Genomic DNA, 26684 nt, shown 5'->3' with positions numbered 1-26684 from the left:
TCCCGGACCCGGATCGCGGCCATATCGTCCCCGAGATCACGCATCCGATACAGCCGCCGACGCACCGCGTCCTCGAGTTCATCCATCGTCTCGTACATGGCGTCCTCCCCTACACCTGCCGCAGCCAGCTCTGCGGCTCGGACTCGTCTTGTTCCTCCAGCGCCTCCTGACGTGCCACCTCTTCCGGCGTCGGCAGGCCCATCAGGTTGATCATCTCTTCGGCTACACCGGCCTGCTCGAACTCCGCCCGCCGGGCCAGCGCGGCCCGGTTGGACGCCTGGCGGCACAGCCGCATGATGTCGGCCGCCAGCGCGTAGGGGTCGCGGCGCAGTTCGGCCGCCTCCAGCGAAACGCCCAGGGGCAGGCCCTGATCGGTGGTGCGCACCGTGATCGCGCCGGTGCGCGAGCTCGCGGTCCACTGGGCTGGTTCGGGTTGCTCGTCGGTCATGCTGTACTCCCTCGCGGTGCTGCCGCTTCCGGCAGCCACTCAGATCATGGATTCCGGACCGCCTGAACAGCAAGCAGATCGCCACGATCGCCGCGGATCTGCGCCAAGATTGGCGCGGAGGGGTAACGTCAAGAAGGCGGATCCGAACAAATACCAGATCAACGCGATACATCCGGAACAGTACGGGTCGCTCCTCAGCGCCAGTGTTGGTAAGGCCTGGCACAATCTTTTCCTCGGACAGAAAACAAGATCAGGAAAAGAGCTCCGACAAGTAGGTGAGAATCGATTCTTTATCCCCCCGTTCAGCCTCGCCTTTACCAGCCCAGGGCGACATGTGTTCGTGGTGTCAGTTCCGGGGAGCGTTGAGCTATCCGTGCCGATTCACGTCCTCGCGGAAGGTTCGCCGCGCGAAGTCGTCACTTTTTCTTACCCTGGCGGCAAATTTAAGAAGGCTGACTATCCATGGGCAAAGGAGATCCGCGTAACGCTGCGTGGCGGCGACAGCGCGGACGGGAATCCGGGCGAGATCATGTCACAGCAACTGACACTTGATGATCTGGATCCGGAGACCGATGTCACGGTAGGTGGTGGCGCGAACGCGTTCGCCATCGTCGAGCTTTTCGACTGACCTCCGGGTCACATCTGATGGCCGATTATGACGACTGCTGACAGGTGCGATCTGGAGCGATTCTAGGTGCTCCGAACGTCCGAAAATCAGCGTAAGTCGTTTCGTGTCAAGCGGTTCGGTCGGTGCCCTCATCCGTCGTGGTCCCTGCATAGCGGTGATGGGGTTGAGCCCAGCAGCGTGTAATCGGGTTGAGGTGACGACGGGCGGGGCTGCCCATGTTTTCCGGCGAGATCACGCAGTGTCTCTATGCCGAGTGGGGCTCGCCCCGAACGACCGCTCGATGGCCGCTCAAATGGTCAGGCGGCCACCTGGATCGGGGTATCGGTTGGTCGTGTGCCGTGGGTGGCAGTGTGTGGATCCCAGCGTCGGCCGGTGGTGATGACGGCATGCAGGTGTCGCAGGATGGCTGCGGCGATGGCGGCTTGGGCTTGGGTGGGGCTGAGTTTGTTGTCGTCGCGGCTGGTCAGGTGCCGGTAGCGGGCGGCATAGACAGGGTTGGCGCGTTGGGCGCCCCAGACCGCCCGCCAAGCGGCTAGGCGCAGGCTGGGCCGGCCTTGGCCGGTGAGTTTGGTGCGTCCGGTGAAGCTGCCCGAGAGTTTCTCCCGAGGTGCCAGTCCGGCGTGTTCGACCAGAGCGCGGGCGGTGGTGAACCGGGTGGGGTCACCGGTTTGGGCCAGAATCGCAGCAGCACCGACCGCGGACAGTCCGGTGATGGAGGTGACCAGGTCGGTGAGTTGAAGGTCGTTGAGCACGTTGATCATTCGGTTCTCGGTGTCGGTGGCAACGGTGGCAAACGACATCCAGTTGGGCGGCGATGTCGCCGCAGAACGGCCGCGCCTGCCAGCAGCGGCCGACCGGCTGGACGAAACTGGGTTGCTGGGTGAGGAATTCGGCGGTGTAGATCGCGCCGTGGGCGTGAGTGAACGTGGTGGGCTCCTTCCGAGGGGCGTCGCGTCGGTGAGCGGATTCGGGCATGCGGAGGTGTTCAACGGTGCGGTGAGGCTGGCCGCCAGCAAGGCCACCGCGACTTCAGCTGCGGTGCCCTGTTTGGTGCAGCGCCCCTGCACGACGCGTTCGAGCAGTTCGCGGCAGTGCGATCGATAAACGAATTCCTGCCGCATCCGTGCGTGCGTGGGTGTCAGCAGCATGAACGAGTGGTAGAGCGCGTTGCGCTTGCGGCGGTGGCGGGCTTGGGCTTTCGTGATCTCGTCTTCTGCCCACTCGATCGGCGTGAATAGCGGCGCCAAATTGTCAACGCGTCGATGACGTGGCGCACGACTTCCCGCCCGTCTCGACCATTGCGGCGGATCAGTCGCTGGGTCTTGATCACCTCGCACAACCCCTGCAACTCCACGGGAGTCGGCTCGTTCAATGCCCGCTCGGCCCACCCCGGCTGGGCAAGAACCTTGGTCCAGTAGGTCTGGTAGTGGTCGCGAGTCCGGCTCGCGGGCATGCTGTCGGCGACGACTGGGATGTAGTCACCGAAGGTCGGGACGTTTGTGGCCGCACTGGTGTCGTCGCTGATGTCGGCGACGCTGAGATCGAGCCGGTCCATCATCATCCGGACAGCGGCGATGTCGGCGTCGCTGCGTGCGCTCATCGTTCCACTCCTTCGCAGAAGCGGCGAGCGGCCATCTCGTCGAGGACATGCGGTGGGAAAACCACCAGCAGGCGTTGATCAGGATCGGCGGCCAACAGGACCCTGTCGTGATGTTGGATGCCCGCGGCGCGGCGTGCATGGGCGGGCAGGGATAGATGCCCGTGCTTGGTGACCCCGCGGCGGCCGTAGCCGGGCCGGGTGATCACGATCAGCCCCGCGGCGATCCGCCAGGACAACAGGTCACCGGGGTGCCAATCCAGCGCTCGCAGAACGGCTTTGTCGACCACGCGCCCGTTGGTGTCAACCGGCCGCACGCTGTACACCGCGGTGTGTGCGGGTGGTTGCTCGATGGTGGCCATCGGCAGACCGGCACCGATTCCGCAGCCATCGCCACCGGTGAGCCCGATGGAGGAGAAGGAAGGGATCAGCGGAGATACTGTGTCATCGGTCACATCGACCACCGCCGAACGGAGCGAACCCGCAGGTGGGGGTGTACGGCCGGGACAGAGTGTCCAGGCGATGCCCGGACCCGATTTTGGGGGCATAAATGCCACAATTCTGTGTCCGGAGGGGGTATCGACCAGTACGCCAACCTGCTGCAACACCGAAAACTACTGGTCATCGGCAATTCCAGTTATAGGCAGGTGATGCCGCCATCTTCGCCGGCCGAGAGCATTGACGGCCGCCGAGCAGTCTTCGGCGGTGAAGAAGGCACTGATCGAGGTCGCCCATGAAACCGAGAACGACCTCATCACCTCACTGCTGCGATGGGAATTCAACGGCCAGCCCGCGAGTTCGCCGCCGTGCACGAGCATCGTGGAGCGCTTCGCGACCACGACTCCTTACTTCGAGGCGGCCGCCGAATCGAAGCTTGCGCCCATTCCGATACTCGCTCCGCCGTCGACCGGGACCACCGCGCCCGTCACAAATCTCAGGTTCGGTGATACGAGCGCACCGACCAGGTCGGCGAATTCGCGGGGTTGCCCGATGCGGCCCATCGGCAGGCCGCTTCCGAGACGGGTTTTGGAGAGTTCCGGTTGTCTGTCGATTGTCTTGGCGATGAGGGGGGTGTCGAAGTATCCGGTCAGCAGGGTATTGACGTTGATGTTGTGCGGCCCAGCCTCCAGTGCGAGGGTTTGGGCGTAGCCGATCACGGCCGACCAGACGGCGGCTGGGGCCGCCATACCGACGGCTGGGCGTTGAGCGACTCCGGAGACCACGTTGAGGATGCTGCCGCCTTCGGTTGTCATGTGCGGCAGCGTCGCTCGTACGGATCGGGCGACGTAGAAGAAGTGGCGTTCGAAGGCTGTCAGCCATACGTCGTCGGTGAGCTCGCAGATGCGGCGGATCGGCGGTCCACCGTCGTTGGTGACCAGGACGTGGACGGCCGGACCGAACCGTTCGAGCGTCGCGGCCGTGACGCGCTCGATGTCGGCGTCGACCGAGCAATCGGCGGCAAGCCCGAGGATCTGTTCTCGGCCGTACTTGTCGGCAAGCTGTGCTGCGGCGGCCGCGACCTTCTCCGCGCGACGCGCGAAGATCGTGACGAAGGCGCCTTCTGTCAACAGGCGATCCGCGATCGCGAAACCCAAACCATCGCTGCCACCGCCGACGATGGCCACCTTCCCGGTCAGTCCCAGGTCCATCACTCGACTCCGATCGATGTAAGAAATGATTCGGCATTGCCCGAGAACACGTCGTCTAGGACGTCCGGAGAGAATCCCTGCTCACGCCACTCCTGCACCAGTCGCTCGTGGCTGAGCATCGGGTAGTCGGCCCCGAAGAACACCCGCTTACGCAGGCGCTTGCCGATCTCACGCTTCAACTCGTCGGAGAAGTAGCGCGGGGACCAACCATGCAACTCCATCCAGACGTTCGCCTTATGGAGTGCGATTGCGATCATCTCCGACTGCCAGGGCCACGCCACCCGAGCCGCGATCACGTTCAGATCGGGATATCTGGCTGCGATGCGATCGACGTAGCGGGGGTGGCAGCCCTCGAGTGTGATGCCCATGCCGCCACGGGTTCCGGCGCCGGTGGCAGACATTCCGACATGGACCAGAACCGGACGGTTGGCCTCGATGCACAGATTCAGGCACTTCTCCCACTCCGGCTGGTCCGGCGTGCCGGCCGGGGTGAACGAGTGAACGGCCAGCCCGACCAGTCCCGGCCCCTCGCTCAGGCAGCGCTCGAATTCCATGACATGATCCGGCCGCGTGGGATCGATGCCGATCCAATTGCCGAGCACGACGTCGGGATGTGTGCGGGCGAAATCGAACGCGTAGTCGTGCTGGTCGCGTAACGCACCGGCATCCATCTTGTAGGTGAAGGCGAAGTCGAGCATCACGGTGGCGTTGGCCCGCCGAAACCGGGCCGCCTGCTCTTCCTCGCTGACGAAAGTCATGCCCCACTTGAAATAGCCCTGCAGGGCGGCACGGTCCTCGGCGGCCTCGTACGGGCTCCCCTTCCAGCCCTGCTCGGTACCCCAGTGGGAGTGGAAGTCGATCAGGTGTGGTGGCGATGCGTTCAACGCTGAATACCTTTCGTGAATGGTTGCTGGAATTGCTCAGTGGACATTGCGGGTCGAATCGGCCCAATACGGCGCGCGTAACGCCTGCTTGTCGACCTTCCCGACCGCCGTCTGCGGAAGTGAATCGACGACCACGACCTTCTTGGGCGCATACATCGAGCCCTTGACCTGCTTCACGAAGCCCTGGAGCGCGCGCACATCGACCTGCTGCCCGGGGCGCGTGACCACGAACGCGGTGACGATCTCGCCCCACCTGTCGTCGGGTACACCGATCACCGCCGCCGAGCCGATCGAAGGGTGCCGTGTCAGGGCGGTCTCGACCTCGCTCGCGTAGATGTTGAAACCCCCGGAGATGATCATGTCCTTCTTGCGGTCGACGATGTAGAGCAGGCCCTCGTCGTCCTGCCGGGCCAGGTCCCCGGTGTGCAACCAACCGCCCTCGAGCGCTGTCGCGGTCTCCTCGGGAAGGTTCCGGTAGCCGAGCATGACTCCGCGGTTGCGCATGACGATCTCGCCCACCTCGCCCGAGGGAACATCGTGACCGTCGTCGTCGATCAGCCGGATGCGGTTCCCGACCACGGGACGACCACAGGAGGCGAGCCGCTCCACGCTCGCGGTCTCGTGCGCGGCCTTGGGCAGGACCGTCCCTATGCCGGTCGACTCCGTCTGCCCGTATATCTGGGCGAAGACCGGGCCGATCCGCTCCCGAGCCTCTGCCAGGCGCACCGGGGACATCGGCCCGGTGGCATACCAGATCACCTCGAGACTGGACAGGTCCCTGGTCTCCGGACGCTCGTGGTCCAGCAGCGTGTAGATCATCGTCGGCAGGCCGCTGAGACAGTTGATGCGCTCGGTTTCGATGATGTCGAGGAATCGGCCGGGTTCGAAGCCCTGCTCGATCACGACGGTGCCGCCGCGAAGTAGCGTCGGGATGACGCCGAGCCCGGCGGCATGGGTGAGCGGGGCCGAGGCCAGATATCGTGGCAGGTGCGGCTGTTCGAAGTCGGCCATCTGCGCGTACACCATCTGCACCATCGACCGGTGCGGCTGCATCACGCCCTTGGGTCTGCCGGTCGTCCCCCCGGTGTATTGCAGCCATGCGACGTCCGTCTCGGTGGCCGGGCCGGGGTCGAGCGGTCGAGCGGCGTGCGACTCGCCCTTGGGCAGGCCACCTACAACCGGGATAACCAGCAAGTGTTTCAGCGAGCCGACCTCTGCGAGGACTTGGCGCCCGTGCTCCTCGAGAGCAGCGGTAACGACCAACACCGTGGCCTGCGCATCCTCGCAGACGACGATGTGGTCCTCGACCGAGGCCAGGGCCTGAAGGCCGGTGAAGCGCCCGCCGATCAGGTAGGTCGCAGCCTGGACAATCCATGACTCGGGCGTGTTCGGACCGAGCATCGTGACACCCACTCCGAGCCCCACCCCCCGACCGGCCAGCGCGGCCATGTACTGCGAGACGAGATCTCCGACTTGCGCGTAGGTCAGTCGCCGATCACCGGCGACGAATGCCTCGGACGAGCTGTGCCGAGTCAGGGCCTGCACGATCAGATCACCCAGCGTCACCCCAGAGGAGGCCGCTGTGGCAGTTGCCGAAGCGGAAGCGCTCGGCACGTCGACGAAATGAGACATACCTCAACGATGGGCGCCTACACCACGGGCGTACCACCGATGTTCCGCCTGGAATTACGGATAATCCGCCACATTGACGCTAGTCATGAGTTGTGCGCGCCGTAGCGCGGTAGTGACCGGGTGTCTGGCCGACGAGATTGGTGAAGGCATCGATGAAGCTGCTCGGGTTCGCCCAGCCCAGTCGCACCGCGGTGTTGGTGACCGAGGTGCCTTCGGAGAGTTCGATCAGTGCCCGCTGAATACGCAGCAAGGTACGCCACTGATGGAAGCTCATCGACAGTTCGCTGCTGAACAGCCGGCTGAGGGTTCGTTCGCTCGAACCGGTTCTGTGCCCCAGCTCCCTCAGCGTCGCTGGGCTGGCCGGGTCGGCGTGCAGCAGATCGGTCACGGCCTTGAGGCGAGTGTCGCTCGGCTCCGGAAGGCGCAGCGGTTCCTTCGGGGCGCGAGCGAGTTCCGTGACGACGACCTCGAGCAGCAGCCGGGCGCGGGGGCTGTCGACGGGTTCGCGGTCGCTGACCACCGCCAGGTATGCCTCGCGCATCAGCGCACTGGCCACGAACACCGACGGTTCCGCCGACAGTCGCTCGGCCAGTGCCGCCGGAACCCCGAGCACTCGGACATCGGTCTCGCCGTACGAGCGACTGCTGTGTACATAGAAAGGTGGCACCCAGGTAATGCGGTTCGCCGGCGCCACCCAGGTGCCGACCTCGGTCGCAGTGACCAGTGCTCCGGAAACGGCATACCTGAGCTGCCCGAAGTCATGGAAGTGCGCGGCGACGTCCTCGCCGTGGGTCAGGAGTTCGCAGACCGAAGAATCGTCGGTCCAGAACACCGGCTCGGGGACAAGTTCGGTCATCAGCACCCACTCTAGGCGGCGATCGGATCGGCAATACTGGCGGGTTATCAGGATTTTCTGGCGTGACACCGGTGGTACGCCTGTCTTCTGGCGGTCATCGTTGAACTATGCGATCAATTACCCAGCACACACTCGGGGGCCCGGAGGTCCTCACCATCGCGGAAGCGCCCGCGCCCCGGCCCCTGCCGACCGAAGTCCTCGTCCGGGTCGAGGCGATCGGGCTGAACCCACTCGAACCGCGCCTGCGCGCCGGTGAATTCCCGCTGCTCGGTCGACCGCCGTTCATTCTCGGCTGGGATATCAGCGGTGTGGTCGAGACGGCGCTGACGTGGCGCTTGCGGCCCGGCGACGAGGTGTTCGGGATGCCGCTGTTCCCGCGGGCGGCCAACGCGTACGCCGAGTTCGTGGCAGCACCGGCATTGCACCTGGTGCGCAAGCCGGCATCGCTCTCACACGCCGAGGCCGCGGCGTTGCCGATCGTCGGGCTGACTGCATGGCAGGGCCTGGTCGACCTCGGCGGCGTGACCGAGGGCACCCGCGTCCTGATCCACGCTGGTGGTGGCGGTGTCGGTCATGTAGCGATCCAGATCGCGAAATCACTCGGCGCGCATGTGATCACAACCGTCAGCGCGAGCAAGCGGGAGTTCGTCGAGGAACTCGGCGCCGACGAGGTCATCGATTACACCGCGGTCGACTTCACTGAGGTCGTCAGCGACATCGACGTGGTGCTCGACACGCTCGGCGACGACACCGCCGCGCGCTCGCTCGAAGTGCTCCGCCCCGGGGGCCACCTCGTGACTGCGGTCGCCGACGAGGATGCGGAGCTCATCGCGAAGTTCGAGGCGGCCGGCATGCATTTCAGCGGCATTGCGGTCGACCCCGATCCGGTCGCCCTGCGAGGACTCGTCGACCTCGTCGAACAGGGCAAGCTCCGGGTCCATGTGCAGGCGACCTTCCCGTTCGAGCAGATCGCCGACGCGCACCGGCTGATCGAGGGCGGTCACCTCCAGGGCAAGGTCGTCCTCACCGTCTGATCCCCCATGGGACCTCACGCGAACGGAGATATGGCTGGAGCGGTGCTGGACTCGGCGAGGTGACCTCGAGGTTTCGCTGAAGCAGCTTTCGTTGGACCGACTGCTGAACTGAGCCGTCGAGTGGCTGGCGTCGGCAGGTCGAGTGCATCGAACCCTCGGCGACTCATTGTGCTGGCACACGTGCCCTTTGCCAGATGTGCAGCGGTGTGTACGGGTTGATCGTGGTGTCGTCGGGGATTCTCGGTGATTATTGTTGGCGTGCATGCTATTCCGTGATATCGCCTAGGACGTCGGCCAGGGGTCGTAGCAGGCGCTCGCGAGGTCTTCGAGGAAGCTCGCATCGCTCCTCGAGCCGAATTGGCACGCCGGTTCCCTAGCCGGTCCGTGCGTGAAATGTTCCGGATTCTGTTGAACAGCAATCGGTCCGGTGGTTCCGTCGATTGTTGTTATGCCGACTAGTCGAGGATGAGGTGGCCGCCGGCTGCAATGGCGAGTTCGGGCCCGAACATTCCGGCCGGGGTGTGCACACCGGGTCGGCCCTCGCCGCGCTGCAGGCGGGCGGCGATCTCGGCGGCGGCCGCGGCGGTGAAGGCCATGGCGTCGCCGGCGCGCAGCCAGCCCTCGCGGACGGTGCCGTCGCCCCACTGGATCCGGGCGTGAGCCCAGGTGAATTCACGGGGTCGTGGGCGATGCGCGAGGTGGACCCGGGCGAGCCGGTGAGTCGCGGTGGTACGCAAGACCCGCACCGACAGCAGGGCCGCCGCCACCGGCAGAACCGCTCGGATCAGCCGCCCGGTCGGAGCCTCGCTGGAGGCGGCGACGACGAACGCGGCGCCGCTGGCGTGCTGGGCTGCCACCAACTCGCCCGAGGGCAGCGCGGCGGTTCGCACCGTCGATCCATCGGGCAGGGTGAGCTGCTCACATCCGCCGCCGAGGCGCATACGGGTCATCCGGTCGTGCTCGTAGCGGCGGCCACCGGCCGGGAGCAGGTCGAGAATGCTTGCGGCCAAGGCGGACCCGAACGGTCCGGGCTCGATCTCGACCGCGGGAACCGCGGCCACTCGCACGCGCTGTGGTGTCGGACGATCCGCGCACAGCGCGCTCACGACGCTCTCGGTGCCGAGCACACCGAAGCCCGCGCCCGGTATCACGCAACTGCCCGCGGCGGCGGTCTGCTCGTGCAGCGCCAATAGGTCGGTCATGGTGAAGGCGTCGTTGGTCAGATCCAGGTAGTGCGTGCCGGGCGGGCAGGCGTGCACGATTGGTGCCGCTGTGCGTGCGAACGGGCCGATCGTGTTGACCACCACCGCTGGGCGTTGCCGACTCACCTGCGCCGCGACGTCGAGGGGCGAACCGATTTCCAGCGTCCGCGCTCGGCCGCCGATCTTGGCGGCCACCTCGTGCAACCCGGCGGTGTCGCGTCCGACCAGCACCGGCGACAACCCCCGGGCCGCCAGTTCGATGCTGATCGCGCGACCGGATCGCCCGGTAGCGCCCAGAACCCAGATCTCATCCACTTCTCATCCAATCTGACCAGTGAAATACGCTGCGCACGAGCATGATCCGGGGCAAACCGAGGGGTTCCGCTCCGTTGTGGTCCGTGGGCAGCAGGTGGTTTCACCGTGCGCCCCGGGCGTGCCGCGGGTCCAATGAATGTTCGGCAATACGCATCCCGTTCTGCGCAACACCCCAGTTCAGGCCCTGCCGGAGCGACTGCGCGCCCGGAAGCGGCGGCCTACGCTGAACACATGCCCGATTCGACCGTGCCGCCGACCGACCTCGACCTGCGGCTGGTCCGTTGCTTCACGGTTCTCGCCGAACACCGGCACTTCGGCCGCGCCGCGGCGGCCCTTCACCTCACCCAATCGTCGCTGAGCAGGCAGATCGACCGTCTCGAAGGCCAGGTCGGCGCGCGATTGCTGGCCCGCACCCCGCGCGGAACCACGCTGACCGAAGCCGGGACGGTCTTCCTTCCGCTGGCGCACGCGGTACTGCGATCGACCGAGCAGGCCGTGGCCCGCACTCGCGCCGCCGCCGACCCCCGCCGCGTCACCATCGGCTACACCGCGAACATCATCATCACTCCGGCTGTGCGAGAGCTGCGCCGCCGCCATCCCGATGCCGACGTGCACACCGTCTACCTCCCTTGGCACGAAGCACACACGGCACTGCTCGAACACCGAGTCGACGCCGTCGTGGCCCGTCTGCCTTTCCCGATCGACCGACTGCACGTGACCGTCCTCTACGACGAACCCCGCGCGCTGCTGGTGCCTGTCGGCCATCGCTTCGCCGGCAAGGACTCGGTCACCCTCGACGACATCGCCGACGAACCGCTCCCGCGCGGCGGCGACCCCACGTGGGACGCGTTCTGGCGCATCGACCCTCGCCCGGACGGCCGCCCCGCCCCCGACGGCCCCCGCATCGACTCCATCGAGGACAAACTCGAACTCGTCGCCGACGACCAAGCCGTCGCGATCATCCCCGCCGTCCTCACGGCCAGCGCGCTGCGCCCAGACCTCACCACGGTCCCGCTCGAGGGTGCCGAACCCAGCCACGTCGTGCTGGCTACCCGCGCCGACGACCGCAATCGCCTGATCACCGCCTTCGGCAAATACGCCCGCGCCCACCTCACCGGACCCGAACCCGCGCGGCCCGAATGAGGCATACGACATCACCGCTGGACAATCACGTGCCGCACGCCGACGTTCGCGATCCGGGCGGATGTGTGGGATGTGGTGTCGGGCAAGCGATCCGTGAGGGCAGCGTGACAACCGCGGACGCTTCGCCGGGACTCGGAACCCGCCGTGCGCTAGTGGTCGCCGGTCGATCCCGTCGGCGCGGGCACGCGGAAGGTGATCAGCAGCGACGACACGGTCTGGTATTGGCCTAGCAGGGCGATCAGGGCGATCATTCCTGGCTCGCCGAACAGGCCGTGTAGCTCGCCATAGAGTTCGTCCGGAACGTCGTGGTGGCGCAGCAGGCTCGTGGTGAGCCGTTGGGCCGATGCCGCGGCGGGCGTCAGGTCGGTGGGTGGTGTTCCCCCGAGGATCGCGTCGATGGCGGCGTCGCTGATTCCGGCGGTGCGTGCCGCGGCGGTGTGCGCGTAGATCTCGTACGGCGCGCGCCAGTGCGCGGCGACGGTGAGGATGACCGCCTGCCGAACCTCTTCGGGCAGGCCGGTTTCGACAATGGCTCGCACCCACTCGCCGAATCCAGCGGTGATTCGCGGGTTGCGCAGCATGGCGTTGAACGGGCCGATGAATCTGCCGTCCGGCAGCCGGGTGGTGAATCCGCTGTGGTGGCCTTCCGGCACAACGAGATTGCTCAGCGCGTCGTGCACCGCTCGCTGGTCTGCGCCGAGTTGATGGGGATACCGCAGCGGAAGGCGCCCGCCCAGGTGATCGGGGTTCTCGATCGGGGTTTCCCGCTGCTCACCGCCGGTCACGATCGGCCAGGGATCTTGTCGGCGGCGATGCGCTCGTCGAATCCGGTCCGCGAGTCGAGGACTCGGCCGTCAGCCCACCAGTTCTCTGATGGGGACGGCACCACATTGAGATAGATGTCGCGGGTTTCCAGGTCGGTCAGGTCGGTTAGGTAGCCGACGACCGACTTGTAGAGTGCGGTGAGCACCTCGGCGGGGCGTTGCCCGAAGTAGAACTGGATGAACACGGCTTCGCGACGCCGTTCCAGCCCGAATGCCACCGGCGCCGAGATCAGGTTGTCGTCGTCGAGTTCATGGAACACGTGGTACCGGTCGTCCTCGGGGATCCCCAGCACCTCGACGAGCGCACGGTGGATGGACTCCGAGATGGCGACGCGGTGTTCGGGCGAGGATCCCTTGCGCAGGTAGATCTTCGTCATCGGCATGGCATTACCTCCTGTTGCGGGGCCGGTTGTCCGGCGCGTTGTCAGTCAATCCTGTTGGCGGACATGCGGGAAGCGAAAGTTCGGAACCCAGGGCATGCGTGACACGCATACCCTTGCCTAGGCTGGCGGTGTGGAGTGGTCGTCAACACCGCTGCGGGTACTGCGGGCGGTGGCCGAGTACGGTTCGTTCACCGCGGCCGCCGGTGCCCTGGGATACACGCAGTCGGCGGTCTCGCGTCAGATGGCCGCGCTCGAACATGCGGTCGGAGAGACGCTGTTCGAACGCGGTGCCACCGGGGTGCGTCTGACACCCGCGGGCCGGGTGCTGCTGCGGGGTGCGTCGGTCGCGCTCGACGAGATCGATCGGGCCGCGCAGTCGATCCGCGCAGGTGAGCGGATCGAGACCGTGGTCCGGCTGGGGATGTTCTTCAGTGCGGCGCCCGTGCTGGTACCCGAGATGTTGGCCCTCGTTCGCCAACGCGCGCCGCACATTCGGATCGTCACGCGCGAGGGCTCGACTCCCTCGCTGACGAGGAGTCTGCGGGCGGGAACCCTGGACCTCGCGGTGCTCGGCGCGCAGCCGCCCTACCCGCCGCCCGACGCCGAGGATCCGCCACTGGAACTGGAGACGCTGCTCGAAGGCGAGCTCGCGGTGGCCGTCGCCGAGGACAGCGACCTGGGCCGCGACGGCACCGTCACGATCGCCGAACTCGCGACGATGCCATGGGTGTCGAGCACCGAGGGCGTCGCCGATCCCGCGTTCGGGGTATGGCCCGCCCTACCGCGGCGACCGAAGATCGCACACCGTACCCGCGATTGGCTCAGCAAGCTCACTCTGGTAGCGAAGGGCTACGGGATCACCACCGTCCCACCGTATCTGGCGAGCATGCTACCCGGTGCAGTCCGCCTGGTGCGGGTGGTCGACGGGGTTTCTGTGACGCGGCGCGCGTCGTTGGCGCGCATGCCCGCCACCACGAATCAGGCGGTCCAAGTTGTGAGCGCCTGCCTACATGAGGTAGCGCGGAACCTGCCCACCCTGTAACTCGCCGCGAAACTCCTACGGAGCCGCAATGCTCGGCTGCTGTCACACCTACGCGGGAGTCGCATGCCCAGGAGACCGTGCCCCTGCCGGACGAAACGGGCCTGAACGTGGTTGGTCTGCAGCGCGCCATCCGGAAGTGCCGCCGAGGACGGCCTGAAGCTGCTCGCTGGTGCGCCACGACCGGACAGGCGCGGAATTCGAGCCGGAGGCGCTCGACGATGCCGAATCGGAACCCAACATGGGCTGATCACGGGCGCGAACTGAGGATGTATCGAGGCGACGTGAGGTGTTGAGCCGACCAAATCGTTTGATTCGGAACATCGTACGGCGAAAAGACGTCCATCCGGACCGGCCGAAACACCATTCTTGCCGGAACGGCAAGCAGGCTTGCCTCGTGAAACCGTATTCCGGGAACGTTCGGATCCATGATCAGCCGTCATCTCCTCGATCCCGCACTCGAGCCGATACTGGCGAACGCGTCCCGCGTCGACTTGTCGAACCGGACACTGCCGGAGGCTCGGGCATGGATGGGATCGTTGTTCCAGTCATCCGAATCCCGTGAGGACGTCGTCACGGTCGAGCGCTGGCTACCCGGCGACGACGGCGGACCCGATATCCGGGTCCTGATCACGCGGTCGGCCCGGGTTGCCGAGCACGCCGTCGCCGCCGTGCTGTGGATACACGGCGGTGGTTACTGTCTCGGCGATGCCGCCCAGGACCAAGCGCTGCTCAACCGGATCGTCGTCGAACACGACTTTGTCGCGGTCAGTGTCGATTACCGGCTCGCCCCCGAGAACCCGCATCCCGGCCCGCTGCGTGATTGCTACCTCGGCCTGCGGTGGATCCACGAGCACGCCGCCGAGCTGAATATCGACCCCGGCCGCATCGTCGTCGCGGGCGAGAGCGCGGGCGGCGGGTTGGCGGCGACCCTGACGCAGCTGGCTCGCGACCGCGCGGAAGTCGCTGTGCGGCTACAGGTTTTGCTGTACCCCATGCTCGACGACCGACCGGCCGCCGAGCCGCATCCCTACACCGGCGAATTCATCTGGACCCGGGACGACAACGCCATAGCCTGGCGGCATCTGCTCGGCGCCGAATCCGGCGCCGCCCACGCGATCGCGTATGCGTCGGTCGCGCGGGCCGACGACCTCACCGGTCTGCCGCCCGCATTCCTGATCGTCGGCGCCCTGGACCTGTTCCTCGACGAGAATCTCGCCTACGCGCGACGGCTCCTGCGCGCCGGAGTCCCCACCGAACTGCACGTGCACCCCGGTCAGGTGCACGGGTACCGGAATTTCGACACCGATTTCGCCCGGCGGTTGTACGCCGATCTGGATGCCGCACTGCGCGTCGCCCTCGATCGGTAGATCGCGAATCAGCCGGTGGACCCGGATGATTCAGCGCGATCGGGCTCGTAGATGGGCCCGCTCGCCCTGGCGGCCGAACAAGATGAGCAATTCCACCGGTTGGTCGTCGGCGGCTCCCAGCCAGTGCGGCAGATGGGTGTCGAATTCGGCCACCTCACCGGGACGTAGCACCACAACCGCGTCGCCGACCAGCAGGTGCAGCCGACCGTCGAGGACGTAGAGCCATTCGAAGCCCTCATGGGTCTTCAGCTCGGGTTCGCCGCGGTCGGGCCGCAGCACCAGCTTGTGCGCCTGTAATCCGCCGGGCCGCCGGGTCAGCGGGACGAAGATCATGTCATCGCGGCGCACCGGACGCAGATGCACTCGGGGGTCGCCGGTCTGCGGGGCTCCGACCAGGTCGTCGAGTGGCACGGCGTATGCGCGCGCCAGCGGGAGCAGCAGCTCGAGATTCGGGCGTCGGCCGCCGCTCTCCAGCCGGGACAGGGTGCTCTCCGAGATTCCGGTCAGCTCACTCAGTTCGGCCAGGGTCGTGCCGCGCTGCCGACGCAGCGCGCGCAACCGGGGTCCTACGGCAGCCAGCACGTGGGTCAGATCCTCCATACAGCCAGCTTGCCGAAACGGCATGAGATCTTGCAACGCGGCGCAGCCGCAGTCCACTCTCGATGCGGCGACCGGCAGCGCGAAATCGCGAGCCGCGCATCATCATCGCCATCTATCCAAAGGACAATCATGAGTCCCGATCCGAATACGACGCTGCAGGAGATACCGCTCCGAACACCTGATCCGCGACGCTGGCTCGCGCTGGGCGTCGTCTGCGTGGCCACTCTTATGGTGGTGCTGGACGCGTCCATCGTGAACATTGCGCTACCGCACGCCCAGCGCGAACTGGGCATCGACGACGCCGACCGCCAGTGGGTGATCACCGCCTACGCCACGGCCTTCGGCGGGCTGCTCCTGCTGGGCGGACGCATCGTCGATCTCGCCGGGCGCAAGCGCACCTTTCTGATCGGGCTGCTCGGTTTCGCCGCCGCCTCGGCGCTCGGCGGTCTGGCCCCCGATGGACCGGTCCTGTTCGCCGCCCGCTCGCTGCAGGGCGCATTCGCCGCACTACTCGCTCCCGCGGCACTGTCACTGATCAGCGTCACCTTCACCGACCCCGCCGAACGCGCCCGAGCCTTCGGCGTCTACGGGGCGCTGCAGGGCAGCGGCGGAGCCATCGGGCTCATCGCGGGCGGGTTGCTCACCCAGTACACCGACTGGCGGTGGTGTCTGTTCGTGAACGTCCCGATCGCGATAGTCGTTGCGCTCGCCGCGATTCCGACCGTCCGCGAGAGCCGCGCCGAGGGCGAACAACGCCTCGATGTCCGCGGCGCGGTGCTGGTTACCGCCGGACTGGTCGCGCTCGTGTACGGATTCACCACGGCCGCACAGGGAACCGGCTGGGTTGCCCCGACGACCCTGAGTGTGCTCGCCCTGGCGGTGGCGCTGCTGGGCGCGGTCGGCATCCTGGAGCGGCGAACCGCCCATCCGTTGATACCGCCGCGGGTGGTCGCCGACCGCAACCGCGCCGCAACACTGCTGTCGTCGGTACTGATCGGTGCCGGGATGTTCGGCATGCTGCTGTTCCTGACCTACTACTTCCAGGTCAATCTCGGATACTCACCGATCCGCGCCGGAACCGCCTTCCTGCCCTTCGCCGGCGGCATCGTCGCCGCCTCTGTGCTCGGCGCCGGACTCGTTCCCAGGCTGGGTCCCAAAGTCATTATGCTGATCGGCCTTTCGGTGACGGTGCTCGGCACACTATGGCTGGCCGCGCTGGGCAGTAGCACCGGATTCGTCGCGGGGATCCTCGGCCCGGAACTGGCGAGCGGTCTCGGTCTCGGTCTGTACTTCCTCGCCCTGCCCACCGCCGTGCTGTCCGATGTGGAGCTCCGCGACACCGGGGTCACGAGCGCACTCATCAGTGCTACCCAACAAGTCGGCGGTGCACTCGGGCCCGCATTGCTCAACACCCTCTATGTGACCGCGCTCGATGGCTATCTGAGCGCACACCACGCGTCCCGCGCGAGCACCGGGCCAGTTCTGCTCGACGGTTACCTGCACGGTTATCGACTCGCCTTCGTGGTCGCGGCGGTGCTGTTCACGATCGCTGCCGCAACCGTCTTGATCACGAAACATAATGCCCCCCCAACGACGTTAATCGGAATCCGCGCCCTGTGTGCATCCCTGTCGCGCGGTGCGGGGTATCCCTTCATTCGGTCCGACCCAGCCACTGATCGTCGTCCGCCGCAGCGGACGAGCTGCTGGCTGTGTTCGTCGGAATCGCACTCGCGACAACATCGAAGAGGTGATCGGCGCGCGGTGGGAGCGAGGGTTGATCGCCGAACGCGAGAGACCCGGCCAGTGTCAACAGGTCGGTGCCGTCGATGTCGTTCCCCGCGTCGCCATCTCGATCGAGACGGCAGCTGAAACCGTCACGCAGATAAGCGAATACGGCCGCGCCAGCTGATCCGCAACGACGGACCGAACCGGCGCACAGCTCAACCGTGCCTGTTCGATTCTCGCGCCGATCGGGACGTTCCGGATCGGGCGCCCTCCTCGGTGACCAACCCACGGGGTGCCGCTGGGGGCAGTATGGCGGATGCGAGGAGCGCGAGCTTTTCGGCGTCGCCGCTCCCGGCGTCGGCGTGGTACATGACGAGCATCATTTCCTCGGTGCCGGTGATGAGGAGCTTCTCACGGTTCAGAACCAGTCGGCCGACCTGGGGATGGTCGAAGCGCATGAGCGCGCCCTGTCTCGTTTTCACGTCGTGCCGGGCCCAGAGCCGGCGGAAGCGTGGGCTGGCAAGGGAGAGTTCGCCGACGAGCTCGATGGAACGGGGATCGTCGATGTCGGTGCCGACGGATCGGCGGAAGCCCGCGATCAGACCCTCGGTAGCAATCTCCCAGTCCGGGAAGAGGGAGCGTTCGCCAGGGTCGAGAAACACATCGCGCAGCCGGTTGGCTCCTGCCGTCAGGCACGGCGACAGCGCCGTGGCCAGAGGGTTAGCGGCGAGGACGTCGAAGTAGCGCCCTTCCACGAACGCCGGCAGCGGAAGCGTCCCGATGAGCTTCATGATGCTGGGTGGCACGGTCTCCTTCTGCGGTCGCCGTCGACGTCGGGGCTTGCCGGCGGCGAGCCCGAGCAGGTAGGCGCTCATGTCCTCGTCGAGTTGCAGGACGCGCGCGATGGACTCGAGGATCTGTATCGAAGGATTGCGGTCGCGGCCCTGCTCGAGGCGTAGGTAGTAGTCGGCGCTAATGCCGGCGAGCATCGCGACCTCCTCACGGCGCAGGCCGGGGACTCGCCGCACGCCGAGGACGGGGATGCCGACCTGCTCGGGGGTGACGAGCTCACGGCGCGCGCGCAGGTAGTCGCCCAGCAAGTTCTGTTCGTCGGCCATGTCTCCCACCGTAATCCGGCAGTCGGTGAACGTGCCTGGTCCTGATACCCCCAGGAACGCCAGGGTGCTGGCAGTGGGTCTGGCCATCTCGGAACATGATGGCTATGACCCAGCAACGCGTTCTAGTCACCGGCGGGTCCGGGTTCATCGCCGGTCATTGCATCCTCCAACTCCTCGAACAGGGCTACCTCGTGCGCACCACGGTCAGGTCCCTGCGCCGCGAGCCCGCCGTGCGATCCGTGCTCGCCGATGCGGGCATGGCAGACGGCGACGGCCTGAGCTTCGTCGCCGCCGACCTCACCGACGACACCGGCTGGGCCGAGGCCGTCGCTGATGTCGACTTCGTGCTGCACCTCGCTTCCCCTGTCCAGCCCGGGCACGTCCGAAACGAGGACGACCTCGTCATCCCGGCGCGCGAGGGCACCCTGCGCGTCCTGCGCGCCGCGCGCGACGCCGGCGTCGCGCGCGTCGTTCTCACCTCTGCGTTCCACGCCGTGAGCTGGGGCCACCCGCACGACGGCCACGTCTTCACCGAGGCCGACTGGACCGTCCTCGACGGCCCCGGCGTCGAGGCGTATGCCAAGAGCAAGACCCTCGCCGAGCGGGCCGCCTGGGCCTTCGTGGAAACCGAGGGCGGATCGCTGGAGCTGGCCACGCTGCTGCCCGTCGCAGTGATGGGACCCGTCATGGGCGCGGACGTCTCGGGCTCGAACCACCTCATCCAGACGATGCTCGGCGGGGAGATGCCCGGCCTGGCGAACCTGTTCATCCCTGTCGTCGACGTGCGCGACGTGGCCGCGGCGCACATCCTGGCGATGACCACGCCGGAGGCCGCAGGCCAGCGCTTCCTGCTCTCGAACGGGCCGGCGATCCCGATGAAGGACATCGCCGCCACCATCCGGGCGCACCTCGGCGACGCGGCCGAGAACGTCCCGACACGAACCATTCCGAATATCGTCGTGCGGCTCGGCGCCGTGTTCTCCCCGCAACTGCGCACGGTCGCGCCCGACCTCGGCTACGCCAAGAAGACCTCCAACGAGAAGGCCCGCCGCGTGCTGGGTTGGCGGCCGCGCAATCCCGAGGAGGCCATCATCGCCGCCGCACAGACCATGACCGCCAAGAACCTGGTGGAACAGAAGTGACGAGGGCGAACGCATGTCGTCAGCGGGTGCCGGCCTCGGCGCGTGCGTAGAACGCGGCGAGCTCGTGAGGGTTCTTGACGTAGACGTCGATCTTGTGCACCGTGCCATCCTCGACCTGGTAGATCTCGACCATGGTCAGCGGGAACCGCTCACCGGTGGTGTGGGCCGTGAGCGTTCCGGTAAGCGTTCCGATGACGTCGGCCGGGCCATCGAACACTTCGGCGTCGGTGATAGCGACATTCGCGTAGCCCATCATCACGCCCAGGATCGACTGCACGAACACCTCACGGCCCCGGTGCACACCGCCGTAGGGGAGCTGGCTCGGCTCGTCGACGATCACGTCGGGAGCGAGCGCGGCCAGCACCCCTGGCACGTCGCCCTTGCTCAGCGCGTCGTACAGCCCGCGCACGACATCCGCGGGGGTCTGTGTTGTCGCCGTCTCGATCTGGTTGCTCATGGTGTGTCCCTTCGGTATTGCCGAGAGGTACTCGAGCCCTGCTGTGGAACTCGGTACCGGAGAGGCCGGCGCGGGGCGCGTACGTCCCTTGTGTCGGTCGGACCCCGCGTGATCGGGGCATGGACCATGCAACGGGAGACGGCCGCGGCGGGGGAGTCTTTGCTGTGAGGGGTACTGCCAGGGTCCCCCACCCCGCGCGCCGCCTGCCTACCCTCTCCCTATGAACAATCGGGACGCAGTCAGCGCGTTTCTCCGCTCCCGACGCGAGAGGATCACCCCCGAGCAGGCGGGTCTGCCCGCGTACGGTCAGCGTCGGGTGCCCGGACTACGTAGGGGCGAGGTCGCGACGCTCGCCGGGTGACATCTCGGTTACGCACTCCTTCAAGCTCGCCTTGGGCGGTCGCCAAGGCGTCGTAACAACCACAATTCACACCAGCGCCGCACGTCTGCTTCGCTTCCACGAACAGCGGACCACGGCGGTCTGTCACTCGCAGTCGACGGTTCTAATGACTTCTGTCAGTTGATCTCCGGATCGGCCAAGGGCGCGACGGTGCGGTGAGCACGGGCCAGCGTCAGCCCACCGAGGACGATCCCGGCAAGTGCTATCACGACGGCAACGATCGCTCCGGCTCGCCCGTTGCCTGTGCCGAAGCCGGCGGCAGACCGAGCCCAATGCCATACGCCGAGCGCCACGCCGGTCAGCCCCAAAGCCTGGGCCAGGATGGCTTCAATGCGCCCGGTGCCGGTGCGGCGGGCACGGACCAGAGCCAGCACGCCGACGGCCACGCTGGTCAGAGCGACGACGGCGGCCACCATGGCCCCGAATCTCCCCGAGCTGGGACCGTAGCCGCCGACCGCGACCCAGACGTGAGTGGCTGCTGGTGCGGCGGACAGGTGATGGACGAACATGGCGATTCTCCTTCGAGCCGAGGACGAGCGGCAGAGGCGTCGAAACGCGGTGACAGCGACGCGACCCCAATGCGGGGCGCACAGGGCCGAGCCGGTGCCGCTTCGACATTCACGAGACCGATCATGCATCGCGCGGGCAGCCCTGGCCTCCACCTCCGATCGGCAGAGACTACGCAATTCCGCGCACCCAATTCGCCCCACCTACGCCCATTGGCGTAGACGGCCGCGCGGCGGTGCGGAGTGTTTCCTCCCGCGCGCACCATAGGATCGCGACATGGAAGTGCACCGTCTGGCAACGCTGCGCCTGCCTGCGGCGGTGCAGAATCTGTTGCTCACGCTCTTCATCACCGTGATGCAGGTGCAGGGCACTGTGGTCCGCAATGCCGGTGATGTGGTGTCGCGCCCGCTCAGCGACCACGGATACCTCGGATACACCCTGCTGATCGTGAGCGGCCCGGCCGTCGCCGTCCGCCACCGATGGCCGCTGCCGGTGTTCGTCATCACCGCGCTCGCCAGCCTGGTGTATTACGGCGTCGGTTTTCCGGACGGCCCCACCTGGCTCGCGCTTTTCCTCGCCCTGTACACCCTCGCGGCGTACGGCGACGGGCGCCGGTCGCTGCGGACGGCAGGGGTGGGCATCATCGTGCTCGCGGTTTTCTGGCTGATCACCTCAGCCGACATCGAGCCTCGCGCTGCGATCGGCTGGGTGTATTTCCGCATCGGTGCGTCGGTGATGAGCGCGGCCCTGGGCGAGTCCGTCCGATCCCGGCGGGTTATCGCCGCTGACGCTCAGGAACGGGCCGAACTGGCCGAACGCACTCGCGAGGAGGTCGCGCGGGCGCGGGTCGACGCCGAACGGCTGCGGATCGCGCGCGAGGTCCATGACACCGTCGCGCACGCCATAGCGATCATCAATGTTCAGGCCGGCGTCACCGCGCATGTACTCGACAAGAAACCGGAACAGGCCCGCGAGTCCCTGCGCACCATCGAGCAGACCAGCTCACGGGCACTGAGCGAAATGCGGGCCGTACTCGGCGTTCTTCGCGGTGACGACAACGATGACGGGCGCGCACCCTATCCCGGGCTCGGACAGGTCCACGAACTGGTCATCAGGGCCCGCGACGCCGGACTCGACATCACTGTCGGGGAAAACCTGCCCGCCGAGCTGCCGAGTGCGGTGGGCTATGCCGCGTATCGCATTCTGCAGGAATCGATCACCAACGTGATCCGCCATGTCGGCCCGACCCGGGTGACGATCGCGCTCGACCACGACATCGACGCGGTACAGATCCGCGTGACCGATGCGGGGCGCCCGGCGTCAGCCGACCCGCACCCACATGCCCAGTTCCCGACCGGCGCCGGCTCGGCCGTCGGCCGGGGGATCCTCGGGATGCGTGAGCGCTGTCAGCTGCTGGGAGGAGAACTCGACGCCCGGCCACGCACCGGCGGCGGGTTCGAGGTCACGGCACGATTACCGCTCGCACCGGTCGAGTCGCGGCTGTGAAGGCACCGACCATCAAGGTGCTGCTCGCCGACGACGAAGGGCTCGTGCGATCCGGCTTCAAGCTGCTGCTCGACCTCGAAGACGACATCACGGTGGTGGGCGAAGCCACCACCGGCGCGGAAGCCATCGAGCAGGCCCGCGCCACCCGTCCCGACGTCCTCCTCATGGACATCCGCATGCCCAAGCTCGACGGCATCCAGGCCACCGCCCACATCGCCCGCACACAGGGACTCGAGCAGACTCGTGTTCTCATCCTCACCACCTACGACACCGACGCGTATGTCTTCGAGGCACTCCAGGCCGGTGCCAGCGGTTTCCTGCTCAAGGACGCCGGACCGGCCGAGCTGCTACACGCCATCCGGGTGATCGCAGCCGGAGACGCGCTCCTTGCGCCGCGCATCACCCGACGCCTCATCAGCCAGTTCACCGCACAGCAAACCGCGACACGGGCCACCGAAGAGACGCTGGCCGTGCTGACCCAGCGCGAGCGCGAAGTGCTGGCGCTGGTCGGCCAGGGCATGAGCAACGCCGAGATCGGTACCGCACTGCATCTCAGCCCCGCCACCGCCCGCACCCATGTCGGTAACGCGATGCGGAAACTTCGCGCGCGCGACCGCGCACAACTGGTCGTTATCGCCTACCGGACGGGACTGACCCGGCCCTGAATGACCCTGAATGACTTGGCGGCAGGTGCGCTCGACTCCGCGGGCACACTGCAGGAATGGATCCCGTCGTCACTCTGCGTCAGATCGCGTTCTGCAAGGACCGCGCTCGCGAGGACTCCCGGCGCGTGATCACCTACCGTAACGCCGCCGACGTTATCGAGCGGCTCGACGATGCCCAGCGGGAGAAGCTGGGCGCGCGACCCCGGCCTGCGGCGGGAGGAATTGTCCCAGGTATCGGGGGTCACATCTCGGTTAAGCACTCCTTGAGCTATCGCCTGATGCCCGGCGTGAGGCTTCGAGATTCCGAAGCGCTTGAAGGGTAGGCCCTCTAGCGGACCTGCTACTCCTCGCAATGTTGGCTCGTCGTGGTGCCGCGATCAGCGCGCGGGCGAAGACGGCGGTTCACGAGGCATCGCGCCGCGACCGCGCTTCGTGGGAGTGGGTGATCAGTCGGGAGGTGTGCTCCAGGTGAGGAGTAGTACCGAGAATCCCGCGCCGACTATCAGGCATCCCGTGATGAGGGCGATCCAAGCGATCGCGAATCGAGGGAGTGCGTAGCGCAGGTAGGCACCCAGGGCCAGGAGCGGGAAGACGGGAAAGAACCAGACATCGATGCCGAAGGGGAGGTCGGCGTCGAAGACGCTGGTCTCGGCCCACAGGACGATCAGCAGGGCAGCCCAGTACAGCAGTCCGCCCGCGGCGAAACCCAGCACGATCTGGGCTGCGGTTTCGCCGGTGCGGGCGATCGGGGATCGGTTGTCGCGCGGTGGCACGGTGGAATCGTCGTCCATTCAGTCGGGGCCGTTGAAGAAGACGAGGGTGTTCTTACCGGAATTCTGTGACGCGTCGGGGATCGCGCCCTGCGGGACCTTCTTGGCGTTGCGCGCGATGGAAACACATTCGCTGACAATGCCTTCGGTATCGTCGTCGTGGCGGAGTCCGACCGCGATGCCGGTCTCGTTGTTGTAGAGGTCCATTCGCTTCGACGCCTCGCTGTACTGCGGATCGTTGGGCGCGGCGGGCGAGTCGGTCTCGTGGGCATCGGCCATGTCGCGTGCGAATCCCTCGGTGCCCCACGCGGTCATCATCCCCATCCAGATGCAGTGCCTGCACGCGTCGCGGCGGTCGTCGGTGCCGTTGTATCCCTCACTGCTCGGAAAGTACTTCTCGGATTCGCTCCACGGGACATCCTGTGCGCCGCGGCGTTTCGTATTCGCGCAGTCGACGGGATGTTCCGCGCACGCCTTCCGTTCGTTCGCGCCGGTGCCCGCCCCTGGATAGTCCTGCCGCTGATCGACCTGGCGAATGCCGACGAAGGCGTTCTCGATGGATTTCCGTGCGGATTCGTCGTCCGCGCCCAACTGGGCGAGCGCCTGCTGCACGGTCGCGGTATGGGTGGCCGCGTCCTCTTGCAGCGCCGCAAGTCCGGTACCGGCTTGATCGGAATTCGACACGCTGGTCAACAAGGTTTGTCGGGACTGCGCCGATACCGTGCAGGTCCCATCGTCGGCGACGTCGTAGCCGCTGGAACGCGCGGTCTCGACCGCCGTGATCACCGTCGCCCGGGATTGTTCCAGGGTGCTCACGGCGATGCGAGCGGCGGACGAGCCGTTCGCGAGAGCCTGGTGCAGATCCGTTCCGCCCTGATACAGCGATAGGAACGCGGATCGGAATCCGGTGCCAGACGCGCCCTGCCAGAACTCTTGCGAGCCTTCGACCGAACTGTTCTGATTGTGCATTGTGCGGGCGACGGCCTGCGACTGCGACTCCCACAGGTCGGCCTGCGATCCGATCACGCCGAGATCGAGGGATCGCGCCCCCGACACCGTGAAAGAAGTCGTACCGGAATTCATCCGAGATCCCCCATCAGTTGCTGCGTGTCCTGTGCGCGCTTGCTATCGTGCGCGGTCACCGTGTCGATCACGGTGCGAACATTGGTGCTCATCGTCAGGAGATCGAGGCCGATTCCGAGAACCACATCGCCGACCGCCGAACTCGCGGCCACACACGCCTCGGCCACCCCGGTGCCGTGCGCGCCGGATACCACGTCGGCCGGATCGCTTCCGGTGAGAATCATTGACTGGAATTCCCGGAAGCCCGAGTTCAGTGCTTGTTCGAGGTCACCGACCAAACCCGAGTCGAACAGGAACTCGCCGTTCTGCGCGGAATCCATCTCAGATCCCCGGACGTCGAGGGCCGACCGATGACCCGCGCCTGGACGCTTGGCCGTGGTACCTATTCTGCGCTCTCGCGTTATCTTCCATACACCCTCCCGATGCGAAAATGTGCCCACCGATATTCAACATGTCACTGTCGCCGTCGTGAGACCGGTCGGGCCGAGCACGATCTGCAACGCCTCGGCACCGGCCCCATATCCTCCGGCCCCGGCGGACGTAGCCGCTGACGCACCCGCCCCCGCAACTCGTCGGCATCGGGAAGATATTCACCGAGGTCGCGCAGTTCCTCGGAACTGTCAGCAGTGATGATCATCGAACCCCCATGCAGTCACAGCGCGCGCTGCGGCGCACCGATTTACGGCCACTGTACGCCTGCGGTCTGCGCCCAGACATGGAGTCGGACTGAACGATTGGAGGAGACCCAATAGAACCCACACCATTGAGCAGCCCATCGTCACACCCGACGCGACCAACAACAGACGAACCCAGCCCCTGGACCCCCTCGGCCTACTCCAGATCGGGGCGGTGCACCACAAAACCAACAGGCGCAGCAGATTCAGACTGCGGATGCCACCGATTCGAATCGGCCAACCGTGTGGAGCCTGATCACTGCCAATCAGCATGCGGCACTGTTAGACCCGACTACCTCGGTGGTGAGAACCGCAGCTCCCGCCACATAGAGTGCAGAGGCGGCACGGCTCGCGGGCGTGAGCGTCGAGTACTACACGCGCCTGGAACGCGGCAACCTCAAAGGCGTCTCCGACAGCGTGCTCGACGCCCTCGCCGGGGCCCTGCGGCTCGACGATACCGAGCGCATATACCTTCACGATCTCGCCCGCGCCGCGGGCCCGGCGCGCGAGGGGCGGGTCCGGCGGCGGGAGCATGGGCCGACAGTGCGGCCGAGCGTGGCGCGGATCGTCGAGGGGATGCCGGAGCTGCCGGCTTTCGTGATGAACAACCGTCTCGACGCGCTGGCTGCCAACCCGTTGGGCCGGGCTCTGTACTCGCCGATGTATGCCGATCCGACCTGTGGTGCGAATGTCGCACGGTTCGCGTTCTTCAACCCCGCTGCCAGGCAGTTCTACACCGACTGGGAACGCATGGCCCGCTTCGCCGTAGGCGCGCTGCGTATCGAGGCCGCGAAGAAACCCTACGACCGGGAGCTGTCGAACCTGATCGGTGAACTGTCCACGCGCAGTGACCCTTCCGCGTGATGTGGGGATCCCACGACGTGCATGTCTTCGGTGAGAACACGAAACGTCTCAACCATCCGGTCGTCGGCGACCTCGAACTAGGTCGTGTCTCCTAATGGTGTTGACCGATTGGCCCCGCGGAGCGGGGCAGGTCGTGCATCATGTTCGCCGTGGCGACGCTGACCGGTGA

The 26684-nt window shown here is 66.5% G+C and carries 31 protein-coding genes and 3 pseudogenes; 14 read left to right on the top strand and 20 right to left on the bottom strand.

Features of this window, described 5'->3' with window-relative positions; translation table 11 throughout:
* Positions 1-109: 109 nt before the first annotated feature.
* Complete coding sequence (locus ACWEO2_RS42830) at positions 110-448, bottom strand: hypothetical protein (RefSeq protein WP_354961807.1); 339 nt, start codon at positions 446-448, stop codon at positions 110-112.
* Between ACWEO2_RS42830 and ACWEO2_RS42825 the strand changes: the two genes are divergently transcribed.
* Positions 447-1076 (top strand): hypothetical protein, encoded by a 630-nt coding sequence (locus tag ACWEO2_RS42825; RefSeq protein WP_452410619.1) that lies wholly within the window; start codon positions 447-449, stop codon positions 1074-1076. The two genes, ACWEO2_RS42830 and ACWEO2_RS42825, sit on opposite strands and share 2 nt — an antisense overlap.
* Positions 1077-1372: 296 nt before the next feature.
* Here ACWEO2_RS42825 and ACWEO2_RS42820 read toward each other — a convergent pair whose 3' ends face one another.
* The 8 genes from ACWEO2_RS42820 to ACWEO2_RS42785 all read right to left on the bottom strand — a co-directional run bounded on the left by ACWEO2_RS42820 (position 1373) and on the right by ACWEO2_RS42785 (position 7694).
* Entirely contained in the window at positions 1373-2224 is an 852-nt protein-coding gene (locus ACWEO2_RS42820; RefSeq protein ID WP_452410618.1) for a transposase, read from the bottom strand.
* Entirely contained in the window at positions 2215-2676 is a 462-nt protein-coding gene (locus ACWEO2_RS42815) for a hypothetical protein (protein ID WP_452410617.1), read from the bottom strand. The genes ACWEO2_RS42820 and ACWEO2_RS42815 overlap by 10 nt, the downstream gene beginning before the upstream one ends.
* The gene (locus ACWEO2_RS42810) at positions 2673-3128 is read right to left on the bottom strand and encodes a hypothetical protein (RefSeq protein WP_452410616.1); all 456 of its coding nucleotides are present in this window, start codon (positions 3126-3128) and stop codon (positions 2673-2675) included. The genes ACWEO2_RS42815 and ACWEO2_RS42810 overlap by 4 nt, the downstream gene beginning before the upstream one ends.
* Positions 3129-3287: 159 nt before the next feature.
* Positions 3288-3512, bottom strand: coding sequence for a hypothetical protein (locus ACWEO2_RS42805; protein ID WP_452410615.1), 225 nt, complete (start codon positions 3510-3512; stop codon positions 3288-3290).
* Positions 3513-3518: 6 nt separating this feature from the next.
* Positions 3519-4322, bottom strand: a complete 804-nt coding sequence (locus ACWEO2_RS42800) for an SDR family NAD(P)-dependent oxidoreductase (RefSeq protein WP_452410614.1) — start codon at positions 4320-4322, stop codon at positions 3519-3521.
* Positions 4322-5206: an amidohydrolase family protein gene (locus tag ACWEO2_RS42795; protein WP_452410613.1), complete on the bottom strand. Its 885-nt coding sequence runs from the start codon at positions 5204-5206 to the stop codon at positions 4322-4324. Before ACWEO2_RS42795 ends, ACWEO2_RS42800 begins: the two co-directional genes overlap by 1 nt.
* Before the next feature lie 36 nt (positions 5207-5242).
* Complete coding sequence (locus ACWEO2_RS42790; RefSeq protein ID WP_452410612.1) at positions 5243-6838, bottom strand: AMP-binding protein; 1596 nt, start codon at positions 6836-6838, stop codon at positions 5243-5245.
* A 79-nt stretch (positions 6839-6917) separates the two neighbouring features.
* Positions 6918-7694 (bottom strand): AraC family transcriptional regulator, encoded by a 777-nt coding sequence (locus tag ACWEO2_RS42785; protein WP_452410611.1) that lies wholly within the window; start codon positions 7692-7694, stop codon positions 6918-6920.
* 107 nt (positions 7695-7801) lie between these two features.
* Between ACWEO2_RS42785 and ACWEO2_RS42780 the strand changes: the two genes are divergently transcribed.
* Positions 7802-8728, top strand: coding sequence for an NADP-dependent oxidoreductase (locus tag ACWEO2_RS42780; RefSeq protein WP_452410610.1), 927 nt, complete (start codon positions 7802-7804; stop codon positions 8726-8728).
* A 455-nt stretch (positions 8729-9183) separates the two neighbouring features.
* On the opposite strand, the gene ACWEO2_RS42775 is transcribed toward ACWEO2_RS42780, so the two are convergent.
* Complete coding sequence (locus tag ACWEO2_RS42775) at positions 9184-10245, bottom strand: hypothetical protein (RefSeq protein ID WP_452410609.1); 1062 nt, start codon at positions 10243-10245, stop codon at positions 9184-9186.
* A gap of 231 nt (positions 10246-10476) precedes the next feature.
* Between ACWEO2_RS42775 and ACWEO2_RS42770 the strand changes: the two genes are divergently transcribed.
* On the top strand, positions 10477-11388 hold the full coding sequence (locus tag ACWEO2_RS42770; RefSeq protein ID WP_452410608.1) for a LysR family transcriptional regulator: 912 nt from the start codon (positions 10477-10479) through the stop codon (positions 11386-11388).
* Between the two features lie 149 nt (positions 11389-11537).
* On the opposite strand, the gene ACWEO2_RS42765 is transcribed toward ACWEO2_RS42770, so the two are convergent.
* On the bottom strand, positions 11538-12173 hold the full coding sequence (locus ACWEO2_RS42765) for a carboxymuconolactone decarboxylase family protein (RefSeq protein ID WP_452410607.1): 636 nt from the start codon (positions 12171-12173) through the stop codon (positions 11538-11540).
* Positions 12170-12595 carry a tautomerase family protein gene (locus tag ACWEO2_RS42760; protein WP_452410606.1) on the bottom strand — a complete coding sequence of 142 codons (426 nt, stop codon included), beginning with the start codon at positions 12593-12595 and terminating at the stop codon, positions 12170-12172. Before ACWEO2_RS42760 ends, ACWEO2_RS42765 begins: the two co-directional genes overlap by 4 nt.
* A 130-nt stretch (positions 12596-12725) precedes the next feature.
* On the opposite strand from ACWEO2_RS42760, the gene ACWEO2_RS42755 reads away from it, so the two are divergent.
* Both ACWEO2_RS42755 and ACWEO2_RS42750 read left to right on the top strand, forming a co-directional pair.
* Complete coding sequence (locus ACWEO2_RS42755) at positions 12726-13637, top strand: LysR family transcriptional regulator (RefSeq protein WP_452410605.1); 912 nt, start codon at positions 12726-12728, stop codon at positions 13635-13637.
* Positions 13638-14062: 425 nt separating this feature from the next.
* Entirely contained in the window at positions 14063-15004 is a 942-nt protein-coding gene (locus ACWEO2_RS42750; protein WP_452410604.1) for an alpha/beta hydrolase, read from the top strand.
* A 30-nt stretch (positions 15005-15034) separates the two neighbouring features.
* Here ACWEO2_RS42750 and ACWEO2_RS42745 read toward each other — a convergent pair whose 3' ends face one another.
* Positions 15035-15604, bottom strand: a complete 570-nt coding sequence (locus tag ACWEO2_RS42745; protein ID WP_452410603.1) for a helix-turn-helix domain-containing protein — start codon at positions 15602-15604, stop codon at positions 15035-15037.
* A gap of 129 nt (positions 15605-15733) precedes the next feature.
* On the opposite strand from ACWEO2_RS42745, the gene ACWEO2_RS42740 reads away from it, so the two are divergent.
* Complete coding sequence (locus ACWEO2_RS42740; RefSeq protein WP_452410602.1) at positions 15734-17473, top strand: MFS transporter; 1740 nt, start codon at positions 15734-15736, stop codon at positions 17471-17473.
* Positions 17474-17544: 71 nt separating this feature from the next.
* Here the strand turns inward: ACWEO2_RS42740 and ACWEO2_RS42735 are convergent, their stop codons facing one another.
* On the bottom strand, positions 17545-18447 hold the full coding sequence (locus tag ACWEO2_RS42735; protein ID WP_452410601.1) for a helix-turn-helix domain-containing protein: 903 nt from the start codon (positions 18445-18447) through the stop codon (positions 17545-17547).
* Between the two features lie 104 nt (positions 18448-18551).
* Here ACWEO2_RS42735 and ACWEO2_RS42730 point away from each other — a divergent pair, with 104 nt between their 5' ends.
* A complete protein-coding gene (locus ACWEO2_RS42730; protein ID WP_452410600.1) occupies positions 18552-19589 on the top strand; it encodes an SDR family oxidoreductase in 1038 nt (345 codons plus the stop codon).
* 19 nt (positions 19590-19608) lie between these two features.
* On the opposite strand, the gene ACWEO2_RS42725 is transcribed toward ACWEO2_RS42730, so the two are convergent.
* Positions 19609-20046, bottom strand: coding sequence for a nuclear transport factor 2 family protein (locus ACWEO2_RS42725; RefSeq protein ID WP_452410599.1), 438 nt, complete (start codon positions 20044-20046; stop codon positions 19609-19611).
* A gap of 220 nt (positions 20047-20266) precedes the next feature.
* Here ACWEO2_RS42725 and ACWEO2_RS42720 point away from each other — a divergent pair.
* Positions 20267-20404, top strand: a pseudogene (locus ACWEO2_RS42720) (transcriptional regulator); the annotation flags it as partial.
* A 158-nt stretch (positions 20405-20562) separates the two neighbouring features.
* Here the strand turns inward: ACWEO2_RS42720 and ACWEO2_RS42715 are convergent.
* Complete coding sequence (locus ACWEO2_RS42715) at positions 20563-21084, bottom strand: DUF6223 family protein (RefSeq protein WP_452410598.1); 522 nt, start codon at positions 21082-21084, stop codon at positions 20563-20565.
* A gap of 145 nt (positions 21085-21229) precedes the next feature.
* Between ACWEO2_RS42715 and ACWEO2_RS42710 the strand changes: the two genes are divergently transcribed.
* The 3 genes and pseudogenes from ACWEO2_RS42710 to ACWEO2_RS42700 all read left to right on the top strand — a co-directional run.
* On the top strand, positions 21230-22459 hold the full coding sequence (locus ACWEO2_RS42710; protein WP_452410597.1) for a sensor histidine kinase: 1230 nt from the start codon (positions 21230-21232) through the stop codon (positions 22457-22459).
* Positions 22456-23124 carry a response regulator transcription factor gene (locus ACWEO2_RS42705; protein WP_452410596.1) on the top strand — a complete coding sequence of 223 codons (669 nt, stop codon included), beginning with the start codon at positions 22456-22458 and terminating at the stop codon, positions 23122-23124. Before ACWEO2_RS42710 ends, ACWEO2_RS42705 begins: the two co-directional genes overlap by 4 nt.
* Before the next feature lie 56 nt (positions 23125-23180).
* Positions 23181-23363: pseudogene (locus tag ACWEO2_RS42700) on the top strand (PHP domain-containing protein); the annotation flags it as partial.
* 207 nt (positions 23364-23570) lie between these two features.
* On the opposite strand, the gene ACWEO2_RS42695 reads toward ACWEO2_RS42700, so the two are convergent.
* The 4 genes from ACWEO2_RS42695 to ACWEO2_RS42680 form a co-directional block, all read right to left on the bottom strand.
* On the bottom strand, positions 23571-23897 hold the full coding sequence (locus ACWEO2_RS42695; RefSeq protein ID WP_452410595.1) for a hypothetical protein: 327 nt from the start codon (positions 23895-23897) through the stop codon (positions 23571-23573).
* Positions 23898-23915: 18 nt separating this feature from the next.
* Complete coding sequence (locus ACWEO2_RS42690) at positions 23916-24977, bottom strand: WXG100 family type VII secretion target (RefSeq protein ID WP_452410594.1); 1062 nt, start codon at positions 24975-24977, stop codon at positions 23916-23918.
* A complete protein-coding gene (locus ACWEO2_RS42685) occupies positions 24974-25297 on the bottom strand; it encodes a hypothetical protein (protein ID WP_452410593.1) in 324 nt (107 codons plus the stop codon). Before ACWEO2_RS42685 ends, ACWEO2_RS42690 begins: the two co-directional genes overlap by 4 nt.
* A 134-nt stretch (positions 25298-25431) precedes the next feature.
* Positions 25432-25614 (bottom strand): effector-associated constant component EACC1, encoded by a 183-nt coding sequence (locus tag ACWEO2_RS42680; protein WP_452410592.1) that lies wholly within the window; start codon positions 25612-25614, stop codon positions 25432-25434.
* A gap of 382 nt (positions 25615-25996) precedes the next feature.
* Between ACWEO2_RS42680 and ACWEO2_RS42675 the strand changes: the two are divergent.
* The 3 genes and pseudogenes from ACWEO2_RS42675 to ACWEO2_RS42665 all read left to right on the top strand — a co-directional run.
* A pseudogene (locus tag ACWEO2_RS42675) lies at positions 25997-26092 on the top strand (transcriptional regulator); the annotation flags it as partial.
* Positions 26069-26515, top strand: a complete 447-nt coding sequence (locus tag ACWEO2_RS42670) for an MmyB family transcriptional regulator (protein ID WP_452410620.1) — start codon at positions 26069-26071, stop codon at positions 26513-26515. The pseudogene ACWEO2_RS42675 and the gene ACWEO2_RS42670, both read left to right, overlap by 24 nt.
* Entirely contained in the window at positions 26515-26610 is a 96-nt protein-coding gene (locus tag ACWEO2_RS42665) for an MmyB family transcriptional regulator (protein WP_452410591.1), read from the top strand. The genes ACWEO2_RS42670 and ACWEO2_RS42665 overlap by 1 nt, the downstream gene beginning before the upstream one ends.
* The last annotated feature ends 74 nt before the right edge of the window (positions 26611-26684 follow it).

It is taken from the genome of Nocardia sp. NPDC004278 (assembly GCF_053602975.1).
This window is presented reverse-complemented; position numbering and strand designations above follow the sequence as displayed.

What these genes read in the sequence shown, in the direction of transcription:
- ACWEO2_RS42825 (WP_452410619.1), top strand. Translation starts at nt 447, where the DNA reads ATGCTGTACTCCCTCGCGGTGCTGCCGCTTCCGGCAGCCACTCAGATC.
- ACWEO2_RS42830 (WP_354961807.1), bottom strand. Translation starts at nt 448, where the DNA reads ATGACCGACGAGCAACCCGAACCAGCCCAGTGGACCGCGAGCTCGCGC.
- ACWEO2_RS42820 (WP_452410618.1), bottom strand. Translation starts at nt 2,224, where the DNA reads ATGCTGCTGACACCCACGCACGCACGGATGCGGCAGGAATTCGTTTAT.
- ACWEO2_RS42815 (WP_452410617.1), bottom strand. Translation starts at nt 2,676, where the DNA reads ATGAGCGCACGCAGCGACGCCGACATCGCCGCTGTCCGGATGATGATG.
- ACWEO2_RS42800 (WP_452410614.1), bottom strand. Translation starts at nt 4,322, where the DNA reads ATGGACCTGGGACTGACCGGGAAGGTGGCCATCGTCGGCGGTGGCAGC.
- ACWEO2_RS42790 (WP_452410612.1), bottom strand. Translation starts at nt 6,838, where the DNA reads ATGTCTCATTTCGTCGACGTGCCGAGCGCTTCCGCTTCGGCAACTGCC.
- ACWEO2_RS42785 (WP_452410611.1), bottom strand. Translation starts at nt 7,694, where the DNA reads ATGACCGAACTTGTCCCCGAGCCGGTGTTCTGGACCGACGATTCTTCG.
- ACWEO2_RS42780 (WP_452410610.1), top strand. Translation starts at nt 7,802, where the DNA reads ATGCGATCAATTACCCAGCACACACTCGGGGGCCCGGAGGTCCTCACC.
- ACWEO2_RS42770 (WP_452410608.1), top strand. Translation starts at nt 10,477, where the DNA reads ATGCCCGATTCGACCGTGCCGCCGACCGACCTCGACCTGCGGCTGGTC.
- ACWEO2_RS42760 (WP_452410606.1), bottom strand. Translation starts at nt 12,595, where the DNA reads ATGCCGATGACGAAGATCTACCTGCGCAAGGGATCCTCGCCCGAACAC.
- ACWEO2_RS42750 (WP_452410604.1), top strand. Translation starts at nt 14,063, where the DNA reads ATGATCAGCCGTCATCTCCTCGATCCCGCACTCGAGCCGATACTGGCG.
- ACWEO2_RS42745 (WP_452410603.1), bottom strand. Translation starts at nt 15,604, where the DNA reads ATGGAGGATCTGACCCACGTGCTGGCTGCCGTAGGACCCCGGTTGCGC.
- ACWEO2_RS42740 (WP_452410602.1), top strand. Translation starts at nt 15,734, where the DNA reads ATGAGTCCCGATCCGAATACGACGCTGCAGGAGATACCGCTCCGAACA.
- ACWEO2_RS42735 (WP_452410601.1), bottom strand. Translation starts at nt 18,447, where the DNA reads ATGGCCGACGAACAGAACTTGCTGGGCGACTACCTGCGCGCGCGCCGT.
- ACWEO2_RS42730 (WP_452410600.1), top strand. Translation starts at nt 18,552, where the DNA reads ATGACCCAGCAACGCGTTCTAGTCACCGGCGGGTCCGGGTTCATCGCC.
- ACWEO2_RS42725 (WP_452410599.1), bottom strand. Translation starts at nt 20,046, where the DNA reads ATGAGCAACCAGATCGAGACGGCGACAACACAGACCCCCGCGGATGTC.
- ACWEO2_RS42715 (WP_452410598.1), bottom strand. Translation starts at nt 21,084, where the DNA reads ATGCATGATCGGTCTCGTGAATGTCGAAGCGGCACCGGCTCGGCCCTG.
- ACWEO2_RS42710 (WP_452410597.1), top strand. Translation starts at nt 21,230, where the DNA reads ATGGAAGTGCACCGTCTGGCAACGCTGCGCCTGCCTGCGGCGGTGCAG.
- ACWEO2_RS42690 (WP_452410594.1), bottom strand. Translation starts at nt 24,977, where the DNA reads ATGAATTCCGGTACGACTTCTTTCACGGTGTCGGGGGCGCGATCCCTC.
- ACWEO2_RS42685 (WP_452410593.1), bottom strand. Translation starts at nt 25,297, where the DNA reads ATGGATTCCGCGCAGAACGGCGAGTTCCTGTTCGACTCGGGTTTGGTC.
- ACWEO2_RS42680 (WP_452410592.1), bottom strand. Translation starts at nt 25,614, where the DNA reads ATGATCATCACTGCTGACAGTTCCGAGGAACTGCGCGACCTCGGTGAA.
- ACWEO2_RS42665 (WP_452410591.1), top strand. Translation starts at nt 26,515, where the DNA reads ATGTGGGGATCCCACGACGTGCATGTCTTCGGTGAGAACACGAAACGT.